This is a genomic window from Priestia sp. FSL H7-0729, assembly GCF_038005685.1.
Lineage (GTDB): Bacteria > Bacillota > Bacilli > Paenibacillales > Paenibacillaceae > Paenibacillus.
The window spans coordinates 1-23,001 of sequence record NZ_JBBOTQ010000003.1 but is presented as its reverse complement, the minus strand read 5'-3'; the positions used below and the strand labels follow the sequence as shown (position 1 = coordinate 23,001).

23 protein-coding genes are annotated in these 23,001 nt (G+C 45.9%); 17 read left to right on the top strand and 6 right to left on the bottom strand.

What is annotated here, in order from left to right:
* The 11 genes from MHH93_RS09180 (at nt 1) to MHH93_RS09130 (ending at nt 11,173) form a co-directional block, all read left to right on the top strand.
* On the top strand, nt 1–921 hold the full coding sequence (locus MHH93_RS09180) for an LCP family glycopolymer transferase (protein WP_500053791.1): 921 nt from the start codon (nt 1–3) through the stop codon (nt 919–921).
* Between the two features lie 22 nt (nt 922–943).
* A complete protein-coding gene (locus MHH93_RS09175; RefSeq protein ID WP_500053790.1) occupies nt 944–3,103 on the top strand; it encodes a WD40/YVTN/BNR-like repeat-containing protein in 2,160 nt (719 codons plus the stop codon).
* Nucleotides 3,104–3,113: 10 nt separating this feature from the next.
* The gene (locus MHH93_RS09170) at nt 3,114–3,698 is read left to right on the top strand and encodes a VanZ family protein (RefSeq protein ID WP_500053789.1); all 585 of its coding nucleotides are present in this window, start codon (nt 3,114–3,116) and stop codon (nt 3,696–3,698) included.
* Between the two features lie 86 nt (nt 3,699–3,784).
* Nucleotides 3,785–4,306 carry a hypothetical protein gene (locus tag MHH93_RS09165; protein ID WP_500053788.1) on the top strand — a complete coding sequence of 174 codons (522 nt, stop codon included), beginning with the start codon at nt 3,785–3,787 and terminating at the stop codon, nt 4,304–4,306.
* 291 nt (nt 4,307–4,597) lie between these two features.
* Complete coding sequence (locus MHH93_RS09160) at nt 4,598–4,849, top strand: hypothetical protein (protein WP_143023589.1); 252 nt, start codon at nt 4,598–4,600, stop codon at nt 4,847–4,849.
* A 32-nt stretch (nt 4,850–4,881) separates the two neighbouring features.
* Nucleotides 4,882–5,790 carry an ABC transporter ATP-binding protein gene (locus MHH93_RS09155; RefSeq protein ID WP_500053787.1) on the top strand — a complete coding sequence of 303 codons (909 nt, stop codon included), beginning with the start codon at nt 4,882–4,884 and terminating at the stop codon, nt 5,788–5,790.
* Complete coding sequence (locus tag MHH93_RS09150; RefSeq protein ID WP_500053786.1) at nt 5,783–6,562, top strand: ABC transporter permease; 780 nt, start codon at nt 5,783–5,785, stop codon at nt 6,560–6,562. The genes MHH93_RS09155 and MHH93_RS09150 overlap by 8 nt, the downstream gene beginning before the upstream one ends.
* A 175-nt stretch (nt 6,563–6,737) precedes the next feature.
* Nucleotides 6,738–7,811, top strand: a complete 1,074-nt coding sequence (locus tag MHH93_RS09145) for an AI-2E family transporter (RefSeq protein ID WP_500053784.1) — start codon at nt 6,738–6,740, stop codon at nt 7,809–7,811.
* 208 nt (nt 7,812–8,019) lie between these two features.
* Nucleotides 8,020–8,415 carry a GntR family transcriptional regulator gene (locus tag MHH93_RS09140; RefSeq protein WP_500053783.1) on the top strand — a complete coding sequence of 132 codons (396 nt, stop codon included), beginning with the start codon at nt 8,020–8,022 and terminating at the stop codon, nt 8,413–8,415.
* Nucleotides 8,416–8,438: 23 nt separating this feature from the next.
* Entirely contained in the window at nt 8,439–9,539 is a 1,101-nt protein-coding gene (locus MHH93_RS09135; RefSeq protein ID WP_500053782.1) for a DUF1648 domain-containing protein, read from the top strand.
* 50 nt (nt 9,540–9,589) lie between these two features.
* Complete coding sequence (locus MHH93_RS09130) at nt 9,590–11,173, top strand: alpha/beta hydrolase family protein (protein WP_500053781.1); 1,584 nt, start codon at nt 9,590–9,592, stop codon at nt 11,171–11,173.
* A 92-nt stretch (nt 11,174–11,265) separates the two neighbouring features.
* Here MHH93_RS09130 and MHH93_RS09125 read toward each other — a convergent pair whose 3' ends face one another.
* A complete protein-coding gene (locus tag MHH93_RS09125) occupies nt 11,266–12,624 on the bottom strand; it encodes a hemolysin family protein (RefSeq protein WP_500053780.1) in 1,359 nt (452 codons plus the stop codon).
* Nucleotides 12,625–12,991: 367 nt separating this feature from the next.
* On the opposite strand from MHH93_RS09125, the gene cls reads away from it, so the two are divergent.
* Nucleotides 12,992–14,431 (top strand): cardiolipin synthase, encoded by a 1,440-nt coding sequence (gene cls / locus MHH93_RS09120; RefSeq protein ID WP_500053779.1) that lies wholly within the window; start codon nt 12,992–12,994, stop codon nt 14,429–14,431.
* A gap of 347 nt (nt 14,432–14,778) precedes the next feature.
* Nucleotides 14,779–15,690 (top strand): YitT family protein, encoded by a 912-nt coding sequence (locus MHH93_RS09115; RefSeq protein ID WP_278296378.1) that lies wholly within the window; start codon nt 14,779–14,781, stop codon nt 15,688–15,690.
* Between the two features lie 55 nt (nt 15,691–15,745).
* On the opposite strand, the gene ligD is transcribed toward MHH93_RS09115, so the two are convergent.
* The 5 genes from ligD to ku all read right to left on the bottom strand — a co-directional run bounded on the left by ligD (nt 15,746) and on the right by ku (nt 21,059).
* Nucleotides 15,746–16,636, bottom strand: coding sequence for a non-homologous end-joining DNA ligase (gene ligD / locus MHH93_RS09110; RefSeq protein WP_500053778.1), 891 nt, complete (start codon nt 16,634–16,636; stop codon nt 15,746–15,748).
* 38 nt (nt 16,637–16,674) lie between these two features.
* On the bottom strand, nt 16,675–17,625 hold the full coding sequence (locus tag MHH93_RS09105; RefSeq protein WP_500053777.1) for an ATP-dependent DNA ligase: 951 nt from the start codon (nt 17,623–17,625) through the stop codon (nt 16,675–16,677).
* A gap of 55 nt (nt 17,626–17,680) precedes the next feature.
* On the bottom strand, nt 17,681–18,778 hold the full coding sequence (locus tag MHH93_RS09100; RefSeq protein WP_500053776.1) for a GerAB/ArcD/ProY family transporter: 1,098 nt from the start codon (nt 18,776–18,778) through the stop codon (nt 17,681–17,683).
* Nucleotides 18,779–18,956: 178 nt separating this feature from the next.
* Nucleotides 18,957–19,826, bottom strand: coding sequence for a VOC family protein (locus MHH93_RS09095; protein WP_500053775.1), 870 nt, complete (start codon nt 19,824–19,826; stop codon nt 18,957–18,959).
* A 321-nt stretch (nt 19,827–20,147) separates the two neighbouring features.
* Nucleotides 20,148–21,059 carry a non-homologous end joining protein Ku gene (gene ku, locus MHH93_RS09090; protein WP_500053774.1) on the bottom strand — a complete coding sequence of 304 codons (912 nt, stop codon included), beginning with the start codon at nt 21,057–21,059 and terminating at the stop codon, nt 20,148–20,150.
* A 207-nt stretch (nt 21,060–21,266) separates the two neighbouring features.
* Here ku and MHH93_RS09085 point away from each other — a divergent pair, with 207 nt between their 5' ends.
* The 4 genes from MHH93_RS09085 to tsaB all read left to right on the top strand — a co-directional run.
* Nucleotides 21,267–21,563: a hypothetical protein gene (locus MHH93_RS09085; RefSeq protein WP_500053773.1), complete on the top strand. Its 297-nt coding sequence runs from the start codon at nt 21,267–21,269 to the stop codon at nt 21,561–21,563.
* Nucleotides 21,564–21,567: 4 nt separating this feature from the next.
* Nucleotides 21,568–21,744, top strand: coding sequence for an H-type small acid-soluble spore protein (locus MHH93_RS09080; protein ID WP_026081228.1), 177 nt, complete (start codon nt 21,568–21,570; stop codon nt 21,742–21,744).
* Nucleotides 21,745–21,932: 188 nt separating this feature from the next.
* Nucleotides 21,933–22,415, top strand: a complete 483-nt coding sequence (gene tsaE, locus MHH93_RS09075) for a tRNA (adenosine(37)-N6)-threonylcarbamoyltransferase complex ATPase subunit type 1 TsaE (protein WP_339303617.1) — start codon at nt 21,933–21,935, stop codon at nt 22,413–22,415.
* Nucleotides 22,412–23,001: tRNA (adenosine(37)-N6)-threonylcarbamoyltransferase complex dimerization subunit type 1 TsaB (gene tsaB, locus MHH93_RS09070; protein WP_500053772.1), on the top strand; the 590-nt coding region annotated here is incomplete at its 3' end. The genes tsaE and tsaB, both read left to right, overlap by 4 nt.

Below are 23,001 nucleotides of genomic sequence, written 5' to 3'. Positions count from 1 at the left end.
ATGAGACGCGGAATCAAAATAACATTAGGTGCCATTTCCCTTGTTGCAGTCGTCATGATTGGATATTCTGTGTATCTGTATCTGCATGTTAAATCAGCGGCAGATCAAATGTATGAACCCCGGGAGCCCATCAAGCAGGTATCTATTATTGACCAGAGGGGCGGAGGAGATTTCCCTGTGGACATGGAGAATGAGGAACCTTTCAATGCTTTGATTCTGGGTGTGGATGAGCGTTCGAATGATCGGGGGCGCTCCGACACCATGATTGTATTGAGTGTTAACCCTGCGAAACATGCTGTCCTCATGTTTAACATCCCCCGGGATACCAGAACAAGTATTGTAGGGCATGGTACGGAGGATAAGATCAATCACGCTTATGCTTTTGGTGGCGTTAACATGTCTGTGCAAACCGTGGAACAATTGCTTGGAGTTCCCATACACTACTACATGAAAGTGAATATGGAGGGCTTTGCACAGGTCATCGACATGGTGGGTGGAGTGGATGTGAATAATCCGTTCGCATTTGATTATGAGGGGTATCAGTTTGAGCAAGGGAATATTCATCTGGATGGTGCAGCAGCTTTGGGATTTTCGCGAATGCGTTATGATGATCCGAAGGGAGATCTCGGGCGTAATGACCGTCAGCGGGAGATTATCAAACAAGTGCTCAAGAATACGGTTCAAGTATCCAACGTGTTGCAGCTGGAGACATTGCTGGATGAAGTCAGTGCACATGTGAGAACCGACGTTACCTTTGATGAAATGAAGCAGATGTTTTCTAATTACCGCTCGGTACTGGATCATATTGAGTCGGTTGAGATCAAGGGCACCGGCAAGAAAATAGACGGAGTGTATTACTATATCGTGGAACAATCGGAACGAGACAGGATACATCAGTTGATTGAAGAACATTTAAAATGATTAAGATAGGGCGGTGAACCAGATGCGTATCTCCAGGCTATTGAAATTATCCCTGATTGTGCTACTAATGTATATGCTCATGATACCCGCAAGTACAAACGTTGTTCAATCAGCCCAGAACTATCAATGGAAAAATATGCCTATTGGTGGTGGGGGGTACGTTACAGGTGTGGTCATTCATCCGACTGAGCCTGATCTGGTTTACGCTCGAACTGACGTTGGAGGAGCCTACCGGTTGGATGTAGCCTCGGGAGATTGGATCCCACTACTTGATCATTTTGGAGATGAGGACAGTAATCTGTACGGTGTGGATGGCATTGCGCTGGATCAGCAAAATCCCAATGTCGTGTATATCGCGGCAGGGAAGTATGGGAATGTGGGGCCAAGCGATATTCTGAAATCCACAGACCGGGGAGAAACCTGGATTCGAACCGGACTGAATCTTCGGAATGAATCGAATGGAAATATCCATCGAGCCATGGGAGAGAGCATCGCCGTTAATCCAACGAACTCTAATTATCTGCATGTCGGTACACGATATGATGGATTGTACACCTCCAGTGACGGTGCAGCCACGTGGAGCAAGGTGTGGGATGTGCCGAACGGTTTGTCCGGTGAGGGTATACGGAGTGTAGCCTATGGGTTGAATCCCGTCACAAAGCAAGGTCAGGTTGTCTATGCTGGGGTTCGTGGGATTGGTGTCTATAGCAAAGCGCCAAGAAGTAATGGGCAGACCACTTGGCAGCTTACCGGGAGAAGTCCCGAATATCCTGCCCGTATGACTGTCGCGAAGAACGGAACGTTATATGTCACCACTGATAATCAGGGTGTCTACAAGTTCAATGGTGTGCAGTGGACGAATATCACCCCAAGTTCCAGTTACTCTTCTTATTATGGGATCACTATCGATCCCACTAATGATAATCACATCCTTGCAGCCGTTCGAACAGGCGGAGATAATCTGCCACTGTATCGTTCCGTTAATGGCGGACAGAGTTGGACAACAGTGAACAAAACGCTGGTATCCAAACCGTCATGGTGGACACCCAACATGTTTTTCTCAGCAACATCCAGTATCAAGTTCGATCCACATAACCCGGGCACCGTATACGCTACAGACTGGTTTGGCGTGTACAAGACGGAAAATATCAATGGTACCAATGGATTGACTGGCAATACGGCGAGTACTTGGGAAGCCATTACCGATGGTCATGAAGAAGTTGTCGCACTTACAGCGTCCACACCACCTCAGGGTGTTTCATTCTTTAGTGGTTTAACGGATCAGGTCGGATTTAGACATGACAATGTAAATAATGTTCCTCTTAATAAAATTCCGCTCGCAGGTATGCGAGAAATTGTGAGTATTGACTATCATGAGGCAAATCCGAATTATATGATATTTCTCGGAAGCAGTGACTGGTATGGTACGACCACACGCTTATTTGTCTCTTCCAATAACGGAGTTACCGTAACTCCAATGAATGTTCCGGCAGGCTCCATCCTGGGAAGGGTCGCATACTCGGCCATTAATCCGAATGTAATTGTCTATTACCCTCAGACTGGTAATCCGGTCAGAAGCACGAATCGTGGTGCGACTTGGCAAAATATGAATGGTGCCCCTTTTCAGGCTATTGGGGGAAATATGGTCTTTTCTTATAATCATCCACTGGCTGCCGATCGCATCAATGGATATAAGTTTTATATGTATGCTGCCGGTTATCTATATCGCTCAACCGATGCAGGGGCTAACTGGTTCAAAGCGAATGCGGTTCGCCTTCCATTTAATACGGATATCAATACGAGCTTCATTAAAGTGGAGGCTGCTCCTGGCGTAGCAAATGCCGTATGGGTAAGTTTGGGGACCGATGGATTATATGCATCGACGAACTCGGGAAATACATTTTCCAAGGTCCAAGGTGTGCAGAATTCCAAATTATTTGCTTTTGGAAAAGCTAAGCCTGGTAATTTTGTTCCAGCTGTCTATGTATATGGAACCGTAAATAACGTGAATGGATTCTTCCGTTCAGATGATATGGGGGCAACCTGGAACAATATAGGTCCTTTAGGTGCTGGAATCGGGCTAGGTAATGAACCGCAAATTATGGCGGCGGACCGCCAAAACTATGGTCAGGTATATGTAGGTACGAATGGCAGAGGCATGTATGTAGGTTCAATAGAATAACGAGAGAGATATGAAAGTGGTGAAGATCAAAATGATGGAGGAGGGCTCCGGGCGCACGAGACAAAAGCATGTACGAAGAACGTACGGATTTCTTATAGCTCTGTTGCTGATTGTGATCTGGATTATCGTCATCTGGTCGATGTCTACCCAATCTTCTCAGCAGCAGGACATTCAGCCTTGGCTTCATAAATGGTCCCAAAGAGTGCAGATTGGCTTCGTACTACCTGATATTCAATTCACATATGGGGAGTACGAGTATTCTCTGAAGCAGCGACCGTATGATTTTGCAGAGTTCATCTTTCGCAAGAGTGCGCACTTATTTGTATACGCTGTGCTCGCCATGCTTGTGTATGGCGGGCTGCGATACAGGAGAATTCGCTTCATGACTTGTATTGTTGCTGCTCTGGCTGTGGTACTTATCATCGCATCCATAGATGAGTATATTCAGCAGTTCAGCCCGAACCGGACAAGCACGATACGTGATGTTGGTGTGGACTTGCTTGGCGGTTGTTGTGGAATTGCCATATATGCAGGATGTCATTCCATTATCCGCAGGATTATAAAGAAAAGGCGTGCTTCAATTCACGATAAGTGATTTCCCAGGAAATGCTGTCTTCAGAACCTGCTTCTACTTGTCTTCGAACCATCATAAGTATGGAGTAGGACAAGGAGGGCGGAGACATGCTGCGAAGAAGGAACAGGAATGTTATGCTCAAGAAGATTGGCCTCATTGCGATCATTCTAATATTACTATGGTTAATCGTCAGAACCATTCCGTATTTATTTCGTGCAGACACACCGGATGAAGCTGCAGCTGTTGCCGAAGAGTTTTACAAATATGAACAGACAGGTGACTTCGGCAGTTCGTGGGAACTCTTTCATCCCCTGATGAAAGAGCGGTTTCCGAAGAGCGCATATGTACAGAATCGAGCACATATATTCATGCAGCATTTCGGAGTGGAGAGCTTTGAACTGGAGATGGAAGAGCCGGAACGCGAATTCGATGTAACGGTGATCGATGGCGTGAAGCCATTCTCGGAAGCCTACAAGATTCGGGTTACTCAAACGTACTCAGGTACGTTTGGGCAGTTCGATATTGTGCAGAACTGTTATCTGGTAGAGGATGGCGATGACTGGACCTTACTGTGGTATTATCCAGACTCGAAGCATGAGGATACCTCAAGGGAAAACGACAGTGAATGATCAGACATCGTGGGCATCGTTGTTAAAGAGACTGGGACTCCGTCATGATGATATTTACCCATACTTTGCACCGGATTGTATCATTTACCTAACATGAAGCTTCATAAATGCGAGACTTTTGTCGCATTTATGGAGCTTTTTTTGTATTTCACTTGTTTTTATGGCTCTAAAGCCTTGACATTAGGCGCGGTGTCAAGTAAATTACGAGATAGATACAAAATGTATCAATTTTCAGCGTCTAACGACAAATAACAAGGACTTCTAAGCTCCTTGTGAGGGGAAGGAATATCATTGATCGAAACGGGCCGCTTTTACTGTGTCAGTTGTGGGATGATTGTGTCGGTCGCTAGAAGCTCTGTCGAAATGAAGGAAGAGGGCAATGGAGGCAATCACGTATTTCGCACCGGATTCTATCGGAGTGAAATGCCGCTTGGATGCTGTGAAGCGTGTGTAGTTGAAGCGAAACGTCAGGGGAAATCCCAGTTTGCGGGACAATATACTAAAGATTATGATACACTATGTGCATATGAGAAACGGGCATGAGGTATATGCTCGTCCATGAAGGATGGGATTGAATGCAGCAGGAGCCGGTCGTCCGGATTCAGGGCGTCAGCAAAATCATATCCTCCCGATCATTGGTCAGCGACCTGACTCTGGATATTTCTCCGGGGCAGGTTTTTGGTTTTTTAGGACCTAATGGCGCGGGGAAAACAACGACAATTCGAATGATGGTTGGACTGATGTCGATCAGTAAAGGTGACATTTTGATCTCGGGACACAGTGTGAAGAATGAGTTTGAACAGGCGGTAGCGCAGGTAGGAGCCATTGTGGAGAATCCGGAAATGTACAAGTTTCTGACCGGGTACCAGAATCTCGTACACTTTGCTCGCATGTCACCTGGAGTTACCAAAGAACGAATTGCGGAAACGATTGAGCGTGTGGGACTTACTGCCCGTATACACGATAAGGTCAAAACCTACTCACTGGGTATGCGCCAGCGTCTGGGTGTCGCACAGGCGATATTACATAAACCGAAGCTGCTTGTACTGGATGAGCCAACCAATGGACTGGATCCACAGGGTATACGGGAACTGCGAGACTATTTGCGTGAGCTCACGCAAGAGGAAGGCATTACGGTCTTCGTCTCCAGCCATTTGCTGTCGGAGATGGAACTGATGTGTGATACGGTGGCTATAATCCAGAACGGCAAGTTGATTGATGTAAGGAATCTTCGAGCGGAAACGGGTGCGGACGCATTAATTGAAGTAGCTTTTGAAGTGAATGATGCAGGGCGCGCTGCGGATCTGATTCAGGGTGCTACTGTACAAGGCAATGTCCTGGTGGCACGGGTGTCTCGTGAGCAGATTCCGGATATCAACGCCAAGCTGGTTAGCGAAGGGGTTCAGGTATATGGTATTCGTAACGTGACTCATACCCTGGAAGAACAATTCTTGCAAGTCACTGGGGGTGGAGGCATTGGGTAGTTTCGGTAATCTGATATTGAATGAAAATATGAAAATATTCCGTCGTCCACGTACCTGGATCATGTTATCGATTCTGGTTCTGATCTCACTGTTAATGCCAGTTTTACTGCGAGAAGGAATGGGGTCCGATGGTGTTCCATTCTGGGAAGCGGCGGTAACAACGGTGCAAATTGTATTCTTTCTGAATACAATCTTCTGTGTTGTAATTGCAGCGGAAGCGGTAGCTGGAGAATTTACTTGGGGAACAATCAAACTGCTGCTTATTCGTCCATGGTCACGAAGCAAAATTCTGGCTTCCAAGTACCTCACCGTGATCATCTTCAGCATTTTGAGTACTCTGGTTGTCATTATCATGGCAACAGGAATGTCCTATCTGCTGTTCTCGCATGATGGTCCTTCGGGGAGTGGTCGTGCACTAACGTTATGGGGATATTTATACGTTGATCTGTTCATTACGCTTGCGATTGCCTTCATGGTATCGTCCGTATTCCGTTCAGGCGCACTTGCAATTGGATTATCCCTGTTCATTATGTTCTCGCAAAGTATTTTCTCCCTCATATTCAATCCGGTCCGTTATGAATGGGCCAAGTATGTTCTATTCAACAACATGGACCTTAGCAAATACATGAACTCAGGAGCGGACTTTGCGCTCATGGGTGGTCCAAGTGCAGGAATGACACTAGGTTTCTCCATTGCAGTCCTGGCGGTGTATTACGTTATTTTCATGGTGATTTCCTGGGTTGTATTCAGTAAAAGAGATGTGGCAGGCTAACGCCTGCTTCTTTTTTTTTGCTCCAATGCTGTTTTGGGAAGAAAACAGTGTATATTCAGCATCACCTGTGGCATGACTGTCATTTAAGGGTAATTAGTATCATAGGTAATGACTAGATATACATATGAACGCCGCAGTCACTTTGGCAGAGCAGCGCATGGAGGGATCACGTTTCTTGATTAACAACAAGTTCTACCGCATATGTACAGCAATTATTCTGTTGCTGCTCATTGTGTATCTGGGGGATAAAGTAAACTTTATTTTCAGTCCCCTGACCTCACTCATTCACATCATCATCATTCCGCTGCTTATTGCTGGTTTCTTCTATTATCTGCTGCGACCGCTCGTCGATTATATGGAAAGACATAAGATCAAGCGTGCATTGTCAGTTCTGATTATTTATGTCGTGACTGCATTAATGATTGCAGGTTTCAGTGTACTGGTATGGCCTTCATTGAGAGAACAATTGTTGAATTTTGTGGAGAATGCTCCAGCGTTGGTTACTTCGCTCAGTGATCAGTTGAGTGCACTTGAAAAGAGCAATTTTGTATCCAGATACCTGCCTGACGATTCCAATCTTTTCTCACGATTATCCGATGTTCTCAGCCAAGGGATCACGCAGGTAACCGATTATGTCTCCGGGTTATTCTCCGTGGTATCGAATCTGGTTATTATTCTGGCGACGTTCCCAATCATGCTGTATTACATGCTCAAGGAAGGCAGCAAGTTTGGAACAAATCTGACCTTGTTGTTGCCAAGGCGTTATCGAAAGGACGGGGAAGAAACCGTCCATGAGATCGATGAAGCACTGAGCAGCTATATTGTTGGCCGAGTCATTGTTAATGTTGCTCTGGGGATTCTGATGTACATCGGTTTTCTTATCTTAGGTTTGCCTTATGCATTGCTGCTGACTGTCGTATCCATTATTCTGAACTTCATCCCTTATGTGGGTGCTTTGCTGGCAGCTATTCCGGTGGTCATTGTCGCGTTTATCGAATCTCCTTCGATGGCGATCTGGTCACTGGTGATCATTGTGATCGCACAGCAAATTCAGGATAACCTGATATCACCTTACGTTTATGGCAAGCAGCTTGATATACATCCACTCACTACTGTTATCTTGTTGCTGGTGGGCGCTGACCTGGGAAATATCTTGGGGATGATTATCGTTATTCCACTGTACATGATTCTTAAAATTATCGTTCGCAAAATCCATTATCGGATTGTCGAAGATAAGGCTGAACTTTGAATCTCAATTGAAATACCACTTTGTTAAAATGATTCCACTAACGTTTTCTCGAATCGCATAGTTAAGCTGCATATCAATGGTGAAGGGTCTAGGTGAATTTGCCCTCGCGATGGATATGCGGCTTTTTTTTATTTTCAACCTTATTGCTCACGCATGTTATAGCTGTTATACTTGATATATAACAGACAACAAACAAGAAGGTGAACATTTGATTATTCAATTGGATATGCAATCCGAACTCCCCATCTATTCGCAACTTGTTTATCAAATTATCGAGGGCATTGCTAGTGGTGAGTTACAGCTAGGTGAAGCGCTACCTTCGGTTCGGAATTTGGCAGCAGATATTGGTGTCAATCTTCATACAGTCAACAAGGCTTATACAATACTCAAGCAAGACGGGTACATTCTGGTTCATAGACAAAAGGGAGTTGTAGTAAACCCTGATGGAATGCCAGATTTAACAGATGATTTCTTGGAAAAGCAGAGAAGCGAATTAAGACCGATTATTGCCGAAGCGATCTGTCGCGGAATGACCAAAGAGGAACTATCTGCGGTGATAGACCAGATGTATGATGATGTGAAGATGGGTCACAACAAAGAATAAAGAATCAAGGGAGTGTGTTATGTATGCAACTATTTAGTATATTGCCTATCATTTTAATCTTTGCTCCATTAGCCCTACTTCTATCCTTTGCACCCTATGTGACAAGAGAAACAATCAGCTTTGGAGTCACGGTAAGTGAATATAATTACCACGCACCCATCTTACGTAAGCTACGCCGTAAGTTTGCTACAGTAAGTCTGATCGGAAACGGGTTGATTATTCTTGCCTGTCTGTATGTATCCCGATCTGCTAATGAAGAGTCTACCGCAATGACAACTGGTGTGTGCACAGTGATATTCATTGTGTATTGGTCAGCACTACACATATTATTTCATTTCAAGATGAAAAAGATAAAAGTGACACTTACAACTGTAGAATCACCTCCAAGGGTTAAGATTGATACCACCTTCCGCCAAAATAAACTCACCTATTCCAACTATTGGTTTCTCATTCATATTGCTATTAATGTAGCTATTGCCATTATTTCGATTTTGAATTATAACGACCTGCCTAACGTCATTCCAATGAAATATGATTTTCAGGGCAATGTCACTTCCAGTGCGCCCAAAACCTATCTCTCGGTACTGGCTATTAACCTTGTACAGCTAGGAATCATTGCACTTATGATTCTGGTGAACTGGAGTATTAAAACAAGCAAACAACAGCTTACACCGTCTAATACTGCCCAATTTGCTGCTGAACATATCCGATTTCGCCGTAAGTGGTCCTTATTTACGATCATTACAGGCTTGCTTCTTACCATCTTATTTGCCTTCATTCAGATAAATATGTTCGTTCCTAATCAGGTCTTGTTAACAGCAATTAGTCTGATCACCTCAGTGGCGATCTTATTAGGCGCTATAGTGCTGTCTCTCACAGGCAGACAAGGCGGTGGAAAAATTAGGCATCATCTGGAAGATCGCGAACGGTCCAAGGAGCAGCCTGTGAATGACGATGTTTATTGGAAACTTGGTTTTATTTACTTCAATGCCAATGATCCTTCTTTTACCGTAGAAAAACGTCATGGAATAGGTTGGACGATTAACTTCGCTCGTCCATTATCTTGGGTCCTAGTATTATTCATTATTGCTATTCTTGTTTTAAGCAGAGTTCTGAGCCAATAAAAGCTCATAGACTATGCATATTATAAAAATGATTTGGAGGAGTTATGACGATGAACAATTGGAAAAAGCTATTATGTTCTCTTACTGTCGTATGTCTTATCCTGCCGGTAACATCCATCTTAGCAGCTGCTGAGAAACCTTCTGGTCATGAAAATCTGGTTCCTGTTCGTGAGATTGCAGCAAAGAATGGGGCAGAGGTATCTTGGCAACAACAAACAGGACAAATCACAATACGAAAAAGCGAGCTTACAATTGTAGTTAAGGTAGGAGAGAAACAGGCGATGGTGAATGGGCAAGTCATCCCCTTAGACAATCCTGTTCAGTTAACGAAAGGGGTTACCTATATGGATGAAGGATTTCTTACCGAGATACTGAAGGCAGCACCTGAGGATAGGTTCATTTCACTTTTAAGTGAGGGTGACGGCAAAGAAGCTGCCAAGTATGTTCATACCTCGGTAAGTGGAGTATTGTCACCGACGTTGTTGAGTCAGCTATGGGGAGCTTTAGAAGGACAAAATGGCAAAATTACAAGTGAAGCCATAGCTAAACATGAAGAAAATAACACCGTGCATCGCAATGTTACCTATACTTTTAAGACAGAGCTTACTCGTATTAATATTACGGTCAGAATGAATGATAATCGACTTGTGGATGACTTGCATATTGCCGCCGCTACGCCAGATGTGTATCAAAAACCAAGCTATGACGATCCATCTGCTTATACAGAACAAGACATTACCGTTGGTCAGGGCGATTTAGCTTTACCAGGAACATTAACATTGCCCAAAGGAGAGGGACCTTTTCCGGTTGTCATTCTGGTACACGGTTCTGGGCCTAGCAATCGAGATGCTGCCATTGGTGGGGCGAAGCCATTCCGTGATCTTGCGGTAGGTTTAGCTTCACAAGGCGTTGCTGTATTAAGATACGATAAGGTCACGTATGAGCATACCTATAAGGTCGCTTCACAGCCTAAATTCACGTTAAAACAAGAAAGTGTAGATCAGGTAGCCGATGCAGTAGATGTGCTTAAAAAGAATCCAAATATTGATCCTACAGCCATTTTTGTAGCTGGACATAGTCAAGGCGGGTTTGCAATGCCTTTAATCATGGCTGAGGATGATCAACATGATATTGCAGGAAGTATTCTGCTGGCTGCACCAAGTAGCAGCTTTGTGGATGTGCTTACCGAGCAGCAGGACGAATTGGTCGATCGGATGAAGCAGCTTGGTTTGGACACGGAGATCATTCAAGGACAGGCTGATTTTTATAAAAATGTTGCTAAGATCGTCAAAGATCCTAACTATTCTGCAGATCATCTTCCTGAGGCGTTTCCGCTTCAACCTGCTTATTGGTGGTTTGAGCAGAGAGATTATGTGCCTGCGGAACTGGCAAAATCACAAAATACCCCTATGCTCATTATACAAGGCGAAAATGATGTGCAAGTATCTATGAATCAATTCCAAACCTGGAAATCGTCTCTTCAAGGTCATTCCAATGTAACGTACAATAGCTATCCAAAGGTAAATCATCTTTTATCCAGTTATGATGGACTTTCAATTGGTCAAGAGTACGCTGAGCCATCCAATGTCTCCAAAGCCATTATCGATGATATTGCGGAGTGGGTATTAAAATAACATGGAGAAGAGTAACACATTGAGCCAGCAATAATCAGAAAAGGAGCACTTACCAATAGGCAAGAGCTCCTCTTTTTATTAATAAATTTGCTTTATTTAGACCAATTGGACTCTTTCTCGTCTTCATCGGTATAATCAGACATGGTCAGTGGTTCCTTGGGAACAACGGCCACTTTGTAGAACCGATTTTTGTCTTTTTCCAGCAGAACAAAGGTTAGATTCTCGAACTCATATTCTTCCTGTTCGTTCATCTCGGGGCGATGGCTATAGAGCCATCCACCAATGGTGTCCCACTCATCCGCATCCAGGCTGGACATAAACATGTCGTTTACCTTCGATAAGGAAACCTTGCCATCCATAATGACATAGTTCTCATTGATGACCTGAATATCCTCCACTTCGTCTGCGTCGAACTCGTCGCGGATCTCGCCGACAATCTGTTCAAGCACATCCTCGATGGTTACAATTCCGGATGTTCCTCCATATTCATCCACCAGCACGGCGATGTGTACGCCATCCTTCTGCATTTTCTTGAGCAAGTCCTTCACAGGAGTTGTTTCGTGAACAGCGGATACAGGCTGAATCAGAGAAGACAGATCGACAGGCTCGTCATTTCCGTATAGTTCCAGGAAGAATTGTTTCGTATTAATAATACCGATAATATCGTCTTTACTCTCATTAACTACTGGAAAACGGGTATATTGCTCTTCCCGAATAATCTCCAGGTTTTCCTCGTTTGTTCTATTCACATAAAGGCAGACCATATCGGTCCGGGGTACCATGATTTCTTTCGCTAACATCTCATCAAAAGCAAAGATCCGGCTAACATAACCGAACTCGGCTTGGTTGATTTTACCATTTTCAAAACTCTCATTAATAATGATCTGCAGCTCTTCTTCAGAGTGCGCATCTTCGTGCTCGGAAGCAGGTTTGATTCCGAACAGTTTCACCAGTTGGTTCGCTGAGCCGTTTAACAGCCAGATAAAAGGATACATAATTCGGTTAAACCAGATGATAGGTGTAGACGTCAGCAGCGCAACAGTCTCCGCTTTGCGGATTGCAATCGTTTTGGGAGCAAGTTCACCAACCACAACATGCAGATACGTGATGGAAGCAAACGCAATGACAAACGATAAGAATGAAGAAACCGCCTCAGGAATTTGCAAGCTTTCGAACACAGGGTGGAGAATCTTCTCTACCGTCGGTTCCCCCAGCCAACCTAGTCCCAGAGATGTGATCGTGATCCCAAGCTGGCAGGCGGACAAATATCCATCCAGATTGGCAACGGCTTGTTTCACAGCCAGCGCACGCTTGTTTCCTTCTGCAATCATTTGGTCAATTCGGCTCGGACGAACCCGTACCAGAGCGAACTCCACTGCAACAAAAAACGCCGAAAGTCCTATCAAAAACGCAACCAATATTAAATTTAACGCATACCTCTCACTGTCCATTCACTACTGTTCTCCTTTAAGTAATAAGTTTTTAACGAGTATTATATCTAATTTTACGTAAGAAGACCACCTTATCATGAAGAAAAGAGGAAGAGTCTGGAAGGTGGATGAAGCAGATTGGCGTCACAATGCGGTTCTGCTTCATGATTAAACGGATATGTAGAAGGGTACACAGTCAGAATATACAGTAATTGAAGTAGAGATCTCAATTACCAGAATCAACTATTCCGTCTGCTTATGTAAAGTTTTATCTAAGCGAACGTTACGAACGGGGCCTTTATTGGGTATCTATGATTAGCTGTATACATAAACGTCAAAGCTAGAGAACGGCAAGGTCATGAAGCTTGCCGCCTGAGGAGGAAGCCGAATGTTCTGGCTGGTCATTATATTAATTGTATTTATTTTTCAGGCAGCCACAATTCTTTTGCTGGAATTTCGGAATCCGGCTAAAGCGGTGGCTTGGCTGTTTATTTTGTTCTGCGTACCTTTGATCGGTTTTGTCGTGTATTATTTCGTGGCCCAGGATTATAACAAACGAAAAAAACTCCGCAAGGGTGGATCGCGCATCTTCCGTGAAATGAAGGAAACGATCTGGGAACAAGCCCACATCATTGGAGATGTCGAACAGATGCCTGGCGATCGTTTTAGCCATCAGCATCGATTGTTTAACCTGTTAACCCATCTGTCGGAGAGCCCGATCACGGGTTGTAACCACAGTACGGTACTCACCAATGGGGAAGAGGCATTTGCAGCAATGCTGAGAGAAATGAAAAAAGCAAAGCACCATCTTCATGTGGAATTTTACATTTTCCGAGATGATGTCATCAGCACCATGTTTCAGGATGTTATGATTCGTAAAGCGCAAGAGGGTGTGAAGGTTCGGTTTATCTGCGACGGTCTCGGCAGCCACAAGATGAGCGGAAGCTTTATCCGCAAACTTCAGGATGCAGGTGTGGAATTCCATTATTTTCTCCCACCGCTGATCGCTACGATTGACCGCAGAGTAAACTACCGGAATCACCGCAAAATTGTTGTTGTAGATGGACAGGTTGGTTTTGTGGGTGGCATCAATGTAGGTGATGATTATCTTGGTCAATATCCAGAGGTGGGTTTCTGGCGGGATACACATGTGCAGATTGAGGGAGACGCTGTGTACTTTCTGCAAAGTACGTTCCTAAACGACTGGAAACTGGCTGCTGGTGAGCGAATTACTGAACCCCAGCTTGCAGAGTTATTTCCTCCGCATATCTGTAGCGGGGAAGAGCGAATTCAGATATTGGCTAGTGGACCGGATCAGGACTGGGATGCCATTCAGGAGATGTGTTTTGGGGCCATTTCGGTAGCTTGTGAACGGATCTACATTACCACACCTTATTTTATTCCTGATCCTGCACTGTATGAGGCACTCAAAACAGCGGCTGTCAGTGGCGTGGATGTGAGAATTATCATTCCGTATCAATCCGATTCAAAACTCGTGCACCTGGCGTCACTCTCATATGTAGAGGAACTGTTGCGAGCGGGTGTGAAGTTCTTTCAATATCGCAAAGGTTTTGTACATGCCAAAGTGATGATTGTAGATGAGTTGCTCGCTACAGTTGGAACAGCGAACATGGATATGCGCAGTTTTTTCTGCAATTTTGAGTTGACGGCTGTTCTGTTCGAATCCTCTGCGATCCAGCGTTTAATCAATGACTTTGAACGTGATCTCGGGGAATGTAGTCAGATCGATGGGAAGGTATTTCAGATGCGTTCACGATGGCAAAAAGGCGCAGAAATGCTTTCTCGGATGCTTTCTCCGCTTCTTTAGCCGATTTAGGGCAGATTTCTGAAGATAAGTTCACTTTTTGTGAATTTATCTTCTTTTTGCTAAGTATTTTGTGCAAATTTGATCTTTTATGATATAATAGATATATAAATCATGTCTTGGCGAAGGAGGGGAGTCTGCGGGAAAACAGGCTCCCTTTTGCTCTCTTTTGAAAGTACAAACCGGGATGAATAACATTTTGAATCCATTTTATATCGCCTTTAGATGCTTGCGCTGTATAGCCAGGGTACATATCGAACGCAGTTTGCTGTTTTCATATGTAGATTCACCCTGAGTATTTAAATGATTTATAAAATGGATTCACACACTGATTTAACGGGGGGGATACCATGTCCAATGTAACGGTGAAAGAACTAACAGCCAAGCAAGCTGACCGCGGGGTCAAAAGCTCGGTGTTTACATTAAAGCTGCTGCAACGTATTGTGATGATCCTGATCGGTGCTGCACTAATGGCTGTATCGCTTGAAGTGTTTCTCGTACCGAATGGTGTTATTGATGGTGGGATTACGGGGATTTCAATTATGGTGTCGGAACTTACACATCTGCCACTCGGTGTATTCCTGACCTTGCTCAACTTGCCTTTCCTGATTCTGGGTTACAAGCAGATTGGTAAAACATTTGCGTTATCCACGTTGCTGGGGATCGTGGTCATGTCCATCGGGACTTCGTTATTGCACCATGTTCCTGCATTAACACCAGGGGAGCCTTTGCTCGGAGCTGTATTTGGCGGGTTGATCCTGGGTGTGGGTGTTGGACTCGTCATTCGGTCTGGCGGTTCACTGGACGGTACGGAGATTGTGGCTATCCTGCTTAGTGAGAAGTCACCATTGTCTGTAGGACAGATTGTATTGTTCATTAACGTATTTATTTTCGCAGGTGCAGGATTTGTATTCGGCTGGCCGAATGCCCTGTATTCCATGATTGCATACTATATTGCGATGAAGATGATTGATATCGTGAATGAAGGACTGGATCAGTCCAAATCGGTATGGATCATTAGTGAAAAGTATCGTGATATCGGTTCAGCCCTGACAGACCGTCTTGGTCGTGGTGTAACTTTTCTGGATGGAGAGGGCGGATTCAGCGGGGACGAGAAAAAGATCATCTTTGTTGTCATCACTCGCTTGGAAGAAGCCAAACTTAAGTCCATCGTTGAAGATTGGGACCCGCAAGCCTTTGTAGCGATCGGTAACATCCATGACGTGAAGGGCGGACGTTTCAAGAAAAAAGGTATCCATTAGCGATGTATATAAGCACGAATGAAAATAGCCGACACCCTTGTGATGAGGGAGTCGGCTATTTTTTCTTCAAATGCTTGAGAATGAGCTCTACCGGTTGGGGTTCAACAGTTGCAATTAAATCACCGGTTTGGTTCAAGCGTTCAATAATGTTCATCAGATGGTAATCCTGAATGGAAACGTTGCTTCTAACCTCATCCCAGGTAAGTGGAGTCGAGACAGTGGCCCCTGATTTGGCACGTGGTGTATAGGGTGCGGCCAGGGTTTTGCCTCCATAATGCTGGAGATAGTCAAAATAAATGCGGTCTCCACGATCCTTTTTAAGTCGTTCCAGTGTGAATAGATCCGGGTGATTCTGAGTGACATACTTGCCAACAAAATAGCCAATATCTCGCAGTTCATCAAAGGTTACACCTTGAATAATCGGAACGATGATCTGTACTCCTGTTGCCCCTGAAGTTTTGGGAATGGACCTCAAACCAAGCGAAGTCAAGGTTTCGCCAACGATGAGCGCAGCTTGCATAATCCGGGGTTCATGTTCCTGAGAGGGGTCCAGATCGATCATCCATTCACAGGGCAGATGGCTTCCCACGGCGTGAAGAGAAGGGTGAAATTCAAGTGCAGCCAGATTGCCAAGCCACAACAATTCGGGAAGTCCATTCATGATTACATAGCGAATGCCGTCGTGGACTTCAGTTCGCACATAATCTGGTACAGGCTCAGGGGCATTTTTTTGATAGAAAAATGCTCCACCAGCGCCGTGGGGATATCTGATGGTGGTTAGCAATCGATTGTTTGTATATGTGAGCAGATATGGTGCCAGGGCAGCCAGTTTTTGCAGATAGATGGCTTTGGTGACACCCGCATCCGGCCATAACAGCTTGTCCGGGTTCGTGACCGTGAGCTCTATGCCTTCTATTACGATGGTTCCCTGGATCTTGGGGGCCATACAGATCACCTCCTATACGTAATTAATAATGTACTGACCTATTGAAGAAGCTGGTTCGCCGGGCAATCCTCACGGGTTACATCCGCAAAGGTCTGAATACTGGGATGGCGTAGTGTGCGATGATGTGTCAATTCCATATATTGCACTTTGACACCTATTCGTGGTTCCACCCAGGTGGTCTCTGCACTTCGTTCGGGTACATTATGGAACGGTCTGTCCTGCCTAATCAGAGGCTCAACTTGATGGGTGAGTTCACGCCAAGTATCGGAGTTCAGCCTGCCAGTCCCGACATGACCAATATAGACAAAGTTGGGTCCATCATATACACCAATCGCAACAGCATTCACAATACCGCTCCGGTATGTGACTCCCCCGATCATGGCATATACATCATGCATGATCTTGACCTTCTGCCAGCGCGGGTCCTTACCCTGTATGCCATAAGTGCTGGTGAGATCCTTGCAGACGATGCCTTCCATCTGATGCTGTCTCATCACGGTAAGCAGGGATGCGGCATCAAGTGTATTGGTGACCTCCTGAACATGGGGAGCGGTGTTAAGAACCTCGTGTAACAGGCGCTGTCGATCTGCCAAACGCTGATCCGTCACCCATTGTCCCTCATAGAAAAGGATATCAAATACCATATACGTGACCGGAATCTGATGTATGGCTTGGGCGATGCCTTCGGGTCTGCTCATGCGATCCCGCCGCAGAACATGATAAAACGAAGGTTTTCCGGTGTCGGGGTCCAGCGCAATAACTTCTCCATCCAAGATATAGGAGGAGCCTGAACATAAATTGCGTGGTGTCACCAACTCGGGATACTGGGCGGTTCGATCATGTAATCTGCGATTCACCAGGCGCAGCTCATGCCCATCCTCATAGGCAAGCATACGAACTCCATCCCACTTGACCTGGGCAATCCATTGCGGTCCTGTGGGCAAGGTATCTCTGGAGATAGGTTCGAACGGAATCAGCGGTTTGAACATGGGGGAACTCCTTTCTCGTAACCAACCAGTCTGCGCAGGTTCATTCGGAATTTTGTTATATTTTCTGAAAGCGGGACTTCATATGATGCACCAGGATGAGCAGTAACGGAAGTGCTATACCACAGGTCAGATCCCAATCGATCCAATAGGGAATAATAACTTTGAGATAAAAATTCTCGTTTGGAGAGATCAGAATGGACATGGCGATAATCAGCATGGCACCGGGCAGGATTAATGGACGATAACTGGACAAGCGGCACAGGTGAGCGACGCCAAGGACAAAACTATAGAAAAACAGCGCGGCTTTGAAGAAAACGGCAATAATCCAGACGGATGCCATAAACGCTTCAATCCGTTGCAAAAAGTTCCCGATATTGATCTTCTGTGAAAGGGTGAAGGAGGCGAACCAGTGATGCTCCGTCATAAATGTTCCCATGACTAGCAGACACATACTCAGCGTCAGTGTAAGTAACAATCCACCAATCATCCCTGATAGTAGGATGTCCTTCTCCAGATGAGGTTCCTTTTTTGTGTAGGGAAAGAGCATCATGAAAATGCACAGCTCGCAATAAGGATACGTGAGTACGGCGACAAAACCTTTGAGTGGATCAAGAAAGCCTTGTGCAAGCACAGGTTGGATGTTGGTCAAACGTGCATGAGGGAGTAAACACACCGTCAGGATTAACAGAAACAACACGATCAAAGGAAGAAAAACCTCAGCACTTTTACCAATGCTCTCCAGACCCGACAGAAGCCCCCAGACAAGTGCACACACAAAAGCCAGATGCAGAAGCATTAATGGAGATTCCGGCAAGATCTGGGTAGACATAAAATCGCCAATTTCCCTAATGAACGTTGAGGTGCTGATTAGGAAATAAAAAATATAAAAAGAACCAAACAAGGTCCCGATCCAGGGTCCCAATATGCGAAGGGCATTCTGAATTAGATTCAACCGTGGATGCAGTTTGTAGGCAACAAGCATAATGAAAAGTATGCCGAGGCCCCCTGCGACTCCCAATAAGGCTGATAACCAGGCATCCTGATGAGCGTAAGATGTAATCATGGAAGGGAAGACCAGAATCTGCTCCCCGATTGTGCATAGGAACATGAGTGAAGCGAGCTGTCTAACGGTCAAACGTCCCTTTTCGATCATGAATTATCTCCTTAAACGTATCTTGTCTATGTATTGGTTAGAATGCACCAATTGTTCCAGTTTTATAAAAGCCAACTCAAAAAGCCCGTGCAACCGATCTCTCTGTGATGTAGAGAAATCAGTTACCCGGGCTTAATAAAATAAGGCTAAGCAAACATATTGTAACGCCTAAACCAAATCAGTTCGCAGTTGTCAGACGTATACGAATATTTTGTGGGTCTACCGTAAACCAGGTACCCTCGACTTGTGTAACGACTGCGCCGGATTGACGCAATTGTTCAAGTGCCTGCTCCAATTGTTCCTTTGTGGCGTACACAATGGTGAAGTAATCAATTCCTGTAGCGTTCTCCGGATTGACTGGTGCATTCACTCCTGCCCAGATATTGAGTCCCAGATGGTGATGATAGCCGCCTGCCGATACAAATAGTGCGGACATGTTGGCGAAGTTACCCACAATATCAAAACCGAGTATGCCGGTGTAGAAGTTGCGAGCTTCTTCCAAGCTGCGTACGTGTAAATGTACGTGACCAATAACGGTGCCAGCAGGCAGACCCTGCCAAGATTCATTCTCCGATATGGCGAACAGGCTTTCCACATCAACCGGATCGCTTGCCATCACGTAGTTATTGTCGCTATCGCGTTTCCAGGTATCACGTGCACGGTCGGCATAGATCTCAATTCCGTTCTGATCGGGATCGGAGATATAGAAGGCTTCGCTGACCAAGTGATCGCCTTGGCCGATATCAATACCGGAGGCAGCCAGATTACGAAGAGCAAGACCCAGAGACTTACGGTCAGGCAGCAGGATTGCAAAATGGTACAAGCCAGCGTGTGAGCGTTCCGGTAGGGTAATCCCATTCGTCAGTTCTTCCAATCGCAGCAGGGACTGTTTCCCGTCAGCTGTCAACGTAGCTACTTTGCCACTCCGCTCCAGTAATTTCAATCCTACCACTTCGGTATAAAACTTAATCGAACGGTCAAGGTTCATAATTCGGAGACTCACTTCACCCAGATGGGTTGTGGCAGGGATCTGATAGGTCGTATTCATGATTGTTTCCTCCTTGATTATAGATAATAGGGGTTCTCGTTTGATTGTGTATATGCAATGAAAACGGATTATTAAATGGCATGCTGTTGAAGCAGAATTACAGAGTGACTGTATATTCATAAATAAGTTACTTTTCATAAGTGAATATAAAATATAAATCAACTTTCGTCAATCTCATTTTGCAATTATAGATGGAGTTTTGTTGAGAAGAACTGTTCCCAAAGTTCTGTAAAACAAAAAATCCGACTGTGAAGCCGGATTCGGAGTACCCATCGTAACATGGGGATATAATGGAACGGTCTTGCCGTAGCCTTAGCGCATTCAAGCTTTTGTTTTGGGCGTTGCCTTTTTTCTTTTGGCTGGTGCAGGTGTATCGGATTCGCCTCCGGCAACCGCTTGAGCGGGCACTTTACGCGGTGCACGTTTCTTAGGCTTGGCCGTTGTTGTCCCAGGGTCAGCCGGAATAGGCTTCACGGCCTCGATGCTTGCCTGCAAGGCAGCCATCAAATCCATGACATTGGCTTCAGGTTTGGCTGGAGCAATCTTGATTTCTTCGCCTGCCACTTTGTGCTGGATCAAATCCAATAGTTTGCTGCGATAGTCATCAGTGTATTTACCCGGTTCAAAAGGCGTGGACAATTGATCGATCAGCAGTTTTGCCATCGTGAGTTCCTTCTCATTCACGTTCTGCACTTCCGGCAAGTTGGGCACCTGGGAGACAGGACGAATCTCGTCCGGATAGAAAATAGTCTCCATGGAGAGGCAATCTTCCAGCACGCGAATGGCAGCCAGGCTGCTCTTGGAGCGGATGGAGATTTTGGCGATGCCAATTTTGCCGGTATCCCGCATCGCGTTCATCAACAATTGGTAGGCATTTCCCCCAGCCTGATCGGGCGAGAGGTAATACGTTTTTTGAAAATAAATCGGGTCAATCTCAGTCAAGTCGACAAAATCCAGTATGGTAATGGTTTTGCCGGTGGAATCATTTAACGCTTCCAATTCATCTTTCTCAAAGAGTACGAACTTTCCCTTTTCATATTCGTAGCCTTTGGTGATCTCTTCCCACTTCACGTCCACTTCACAGGAGGGACATTGACGAACATAAGCGAGCGGGCTGCCGCAGACTTTGTGGATATAGCGCATGGAGATGTCTTTGTCTTCGGTAGCCGAGAACATTTTGACAGGGACATGCACAAGGCCAAAACTGATTGCACCTTTCCAGACGGTATGCATAGGTTGGCTCCTTTCGGAAGGTTTTTCAAAAATTCCGCTTTTGATTAGTATGGGCATCTGCCGCAAGGGATAATCGTCTTATGCACGAACGAATTCGTATGGTTCGGCGAGACTCGGGGATGATAACAGAAACATGCTTGAATTCCGACAGGAAGATGGGCATGGATAGGTGGTTATTCTCGCAGCACATATCCGGGAGGTGCAATATTGAAGAATAGACGTGATGAGGAAGAAGCACACAAGCATGCATTTTCTCCGTATCCTCTGGCACAAGCCGAAAGCGCTGAAGAATTCTATACACCCGCTACTGCGGTGAATTGGGAAGCAGTCACTTCTGAAGAGTTGCCCCTTGATCGGGAGTCGTTCATGCTTGACATTGATCGGATGGTGAATGAAGGGTTAGGCGGGGGACAGGTTACGGAAGATAACGGTTATATTGGTGAAAGTACAACAGATAGCATGGTTCGAGAATCACATGATGATCCGGAAGGGGAGTATGAATAAGATGATGGATGCGAAGCGCGCCAAAGCGATATATGATTCCAAGGATACCATTGCTGTCACGCTGGAAGGAGATCCGGTCTGGATCGAGAATGTGGATGAAGCCAATGGTATGGCAACGGTTCAGGTTGGCAGCAGACCGGGAAATACCCAGACGGTACGTGTGGATCGCTTGGAGGAGTAGATCCAGGCAGCATATCGTTATTGAGGAATTCGAGAATGAATACAAGATGAAATATATGCATGGCACGGCCGGTACCGAGAGGTGCCGGTTTTTGTTTTTGCTAGGGTTGTTGCGGGGGAAGAAAGGGACCGATATAATAAGGTTCAAAGTGAACTCAGGCGGCTGGACCGCCAAAGGTGGGGCGAATATTGAATCAGACGCACGAGCAGTGGGTGTATCAATCCCATGGCATTGCAGATACAGAAGCACTCGCTTCCGCACTCGCCAGACAGGCAAACGCCGGCATGGTGATTGCTCTGGATGGTGATCTGGGCGCGGGAAAAACGGCATTTTCACAGAAATTTGCCTGGCATTTGGGTGTACGTGATGTGGTGAGCAGTCCCACATTCACGCTAATCAAGGAGTACGAAGGGCGCCTGCCCTTATATCACATGGATGTATATCGCATATCGCTGGAAGAAGCGGATGAGCTTGGACTTGATGAATATTTCTATGGAGCCGGAGTCAGTCTGGTGGAGTGGTCGAGTATCATTCCCGAATTACTGCCGCAAGAGCACTTGCATGTGCAGATTGAAACAACGGGCCTGGAGGATCGAACGATTACACTGGATGGGTACGGCGAGACTTATGCAGCCCTGTGCCGACAGTTCAGACAGAATGGGGTCAAATGATGATGGAAGATTTACAAAAGGAGCCGCGTCAGCGGTTTTTGGCGTTGGATACATCCACCGCAGTAATGGCAGCGGCGATGATGGAAGGTCATGCGCTTCTGGAAGAACGCAATGAACGGGCTGAGCGCAACCATTCGGTACACGTCGTACCGGTGATGGAGCAGTTGCTGGCCGCCAGCAACACACAGCCTGGACAACTGGACGGCATCGCCGTGGGCGTTGGCCCAGGCTCGTACACGGGCATCCGCATTGCGGTGACCGCGGCGAAGACACTGGCCTGGGCGTGGGACATCCCCGTAGCCGGGGTGTCCAGCCTTCAGGCCCTCGCCTGGGGCGGCTGGCACAGCGGCCTTGCCGCCAAGGCGGAAGCTGCGGCAGAGGATGCCGCAGCAGGGGCTGGCGGAACGCCATCCGCGGACCAGGGCAGCACAGGTGCTGCCCCTGTCCACTGGATCGTTCCGCTTGTGGATGCACGGCGCGGTCAAGCGTGCACCGCGCTGTTTGCCTCCGCCGGGAGCGATGCGCCCCGGCGTCTGGCGCCTGATGCCATCCGCAAGATGGACGGATGGCTGGAAGCCCTCGCCGC

Bases quoted from the DNA above. Each gene is read 5' to 3' on its own strand.
- MHH93_RS09115 (WP_278296378.1), top strand. From the start codon at position 14,779: ATGTCCAATGTAACGGTGAAAGAACTAACAGCCAAGCAAGCTGACCGC.
- MHH93_RS09180 (WP_500053791.1), top strand. From the start codon at position 1: ATGAGACGCGGAATCAAAATAACATTAGGTGCCATTTCCCTTGTTGCA.
- MHH93_RS09130 (WP_500053781.1), top strand. From the start codon at position 9,590: ATGAACAATTGGAAAAAGCTATTATGTTCTCTTACTGTCGTATGTCTT.
- MHH93_RS09135 (WP_500053782.1), top strand. From the start codon at position 8,439: ATGCAACTATTTAGTATATTGCCTATCATTTTAATCTTTGCTCCATTA.
- MHH93_RS09175 (WP_500053790.1), top strand. From the start codon at position 944: ATGCGTATCTCCAGGCTATTGAAATTATCCCTGATTGTGCTACTAATG.
- MHH93_RS09165 (WP_500053788.1), top strand. From the start codon at position 3,785: ATGCTGCGAAGAAGGAACAGGAATGTTATGCTCAAGAAGATTGGCCTC.
- cls (WP_500053779.1), top strand. From the start codon at position 12,992: ATGTTCTGGCTGGTCATTATATTAATTGTATTTATTTTTCAGGCAGCC.
- MHH93_RS09080 (WP_026081228.1), top strand. From the start codon at position 21,568: ATGGATGCGAAGCGCGCCAAAGCGATATATGATTCCAAGGATACCATT.
- MHH93_RS09170 (WP_500053789.1), top strand. From the start codon at position 3,114: ATGAAAGTGGTGAAGATCAAAATGATGGAGGAGGGCTCCGGGCGCACG.
- MHH93_RS09095 (WP_500053775.1), bottom strand. From the start codon at position 19,826: ATGAATACGACCTATCAGATCCCTGCCACAACCCATCTGGGTGAAGTG.
- ku (WP_500053774.1), bottom strand. From the start codon at position 21,059: ATGCATACCGTCTGGAAAGGTGCAATCAGTTTTGGCCTTGTGCATGTC.
- MHH93_RS09125 (WP_500053780.1), bottom strand. From the start codon at position 12,624: ATGGACAGTGAGAGGTATGCGTTAAATTTAATATTGGTTGCGTTTTTG.
- ligD (WP_500053778.1), bottom strand. From the start codon at position 16,636: ATGGCCCCCAAGATCCAGGGAACCATCGTAATAGAAGGCATAGAGCTC.
- MHH93_RS09105 (WP_500053777.1), bottom strand. From the start codon at position 17,625: ATGTTCAAACCGCTGATTCCGTTCGAACCTATCTCCAGAGATACCTTG.
- MHH93_RS09155 (WP_500053787.1), top strand. From the start codon at position 4,882: ATGCAGCAGGAGCCGGTCGTCCGGATTCAGGGCGTCAGCAAAATCATA.
- MHH93_RS09100 (WP_500053776.1), bottom strand. From the start codon at position 18,778: ATGATCGAAAAGGGACGTTTGACCGTTAGACAGCTCGCTTCACTCATG.